General features: G+C 69.9%; 2 protein-coding genes. Both read right to left on the bottom strand.

The genetic code is table 11. The annotated features are described in order from the left end of the window. Positions 1-25: 25 nt before the first annotated feature. A complete protein-coding gene (locus ACFTZL_RS44665) occupies positions 26-1,243 on the bottom strand; it encodes a TerD family protein (RefSeq protein WP_382596306.1) in 1,218 nt (405 codons plus the stop codon). 64 nt (positions 1,244-1,307) lie between these two features. Further along, complete coding sequence (locus ACFTZL_RS44670; protein ID WP_382596304.1) at positions 1,308-1,529, bottom strand: hypothetical protein; 222 nt, start codon at positions 1,527-1,529, stop codon at positions 1,308-1,310. Between the last annotated feature and the right edge of the window lie 213 nt (positions 1,530-1,742).

Consider the following 1,742-nt stretch of genomic DNA (forward strand, 5'->3'; position numbering starts at 1 on the left):
CTTCAGGGGCGCGGGGAACTGCTTTTTACAAGGACTGGGCTGCCGGCTTGACCATGCCCCTGACCGTGCGGGACTTCACGAAGTCGCCCATCGCTGTCATGTCCCACTCGCCGGAGAACTGGCGGATCAGCTTGGCCATCATCACGCCGGTCTGCGGCTCGGCGCTGGTGAGGTCGAAGCGGACCAGTTCCTCGCCCGTCGTGCCGTCCAGGAGGCGGCAGTAGGCCTTGGCGACCTCTGTGAACTTCTGGCCGGAGAAGGAGTTGACCGTGAAGACCAGGCCGGTGACCTCCTGCGGCAGCCGGCCGAGGTCGACCATGATCACTTCGTCGTCCCCGCCGCCCTCACCCGTGAGGTTGTCGCCGGAGTGCTTGATCGCGCCGCCCACGATCTGGAGCTTGCCGAAGTAGCAGCTGTCGATGTGGTTGCGCTGCGGCCCGTAGGCGATGACCGAGGCGTCGAGGTCGATGTCCTTGCCGCGGTACGCCGGCTCCCAGCCGAGGCCCATCTTGACCTGCGAGAGCAGGGGGCGGCCGCCCTTGACGAGGGAGACGGTCTGGTTCTTCTGGAGGTTGATGCGGCCCTTGTCGAGGTTGATCTTCCCGGTGCCGGCCGCGGCCGCGGGCGGGGGCGGGGGAGGCGTGGCCGGGGCCGGGGGTGCCGCGGGCGTGGTGACGGGCGGGGCCGGCGGGGCGACCGGCGGCTGCATCGGGGCCGGCGGCGGGGGCACCGGCTGGGCCGCGGCGGCCGGTTCCTCCACCGTGACACCGAAGTCCGTGGCGATGCCCGCGAGGCCGTTGGAGTATCCCTGGCCGACCGCGCGGGCCTTCCACTGGCCGTTGCGCAGATAGACCTCCACGATCACCAGGGCCGTCTCGCTGCCGAGCTGCGGAGGTGTGAACGAGGCCAGGACGGAGCTGTCGTCCGCGTTGCGGATCGTGGCGGTCGGTTCGACGCCCTGGAAGGTCTGGCCCGCGGCATCCGGGCTGGCGGTGACGATGATCTTCTCGATGCCGGGGGGAACGGCCGCTGTGTCGACCATGATCGCGTCGGGCGCGGTGCCGCCGCCGGAGCGGTACGTCACGCCCGGGCCCGACGGCTGGTTGTAGAAGATGAAGTCGTCGTCGGAGCGCACCTTGCCGTCGGCGGTGAGCAGCAGGCCCGATACGTCGAGCCGCACCGGGGCGGCGACGTCCACCGTCACGCGGGCGGCGGACAGGGGGATGTTCGAGCCGGGGGTCATAGCTGTCATGCCGGGTGAACGAGCGAGGCGGTTTTGCCGTTCCCTTACCTTGAGTCCAATCGGGTCAACGGCGATTGCGGGGATGATCGCGTGCGGTGCGTTCGTTGCCCCGCTTGTAGTTGCCGGTCCAGCGTGCCATGACGAGCTGGGGGTCGGAGGTCTCGACCTCGGCGAGGAACTGGGCGGCCCGGGGGCCGTTCAGGGTGGTGGCGGGGCGGCCGTGGTGGGTGATGCGGACGGTTCCGCCGCCGTGCTGCTCGTAGCTGAATCCGTGGGGTCGTGGCATGTCGCGAGGGTATGGGGCGGGAGACAGGCGCCCCAGCGAATTTCGCCGGCCTCCATTGATAGGCGTTCCGCTATCAATCCGTCGAAGATCGGCATCAGGCGGATGTTCCCTTCGGCGGTCCGGCTGCACAAGACTGGCGCGGAAGGATCTTGCACGACCGGACCGGCGGGACGGCCGACTCGGGGGACGCGTGGGGTGCGGCCGGAGGGGGCC

This window comes from Streptomyces sp. NPDC056948, assembly GCF_042674225.1.
Taxonomy (GTDB): Bacteria; Actinomycetota; Actinomycetes; order Streptomycetales; family Streptomycetaceae; genus Streptomyces; species Streptomyces purpurascens.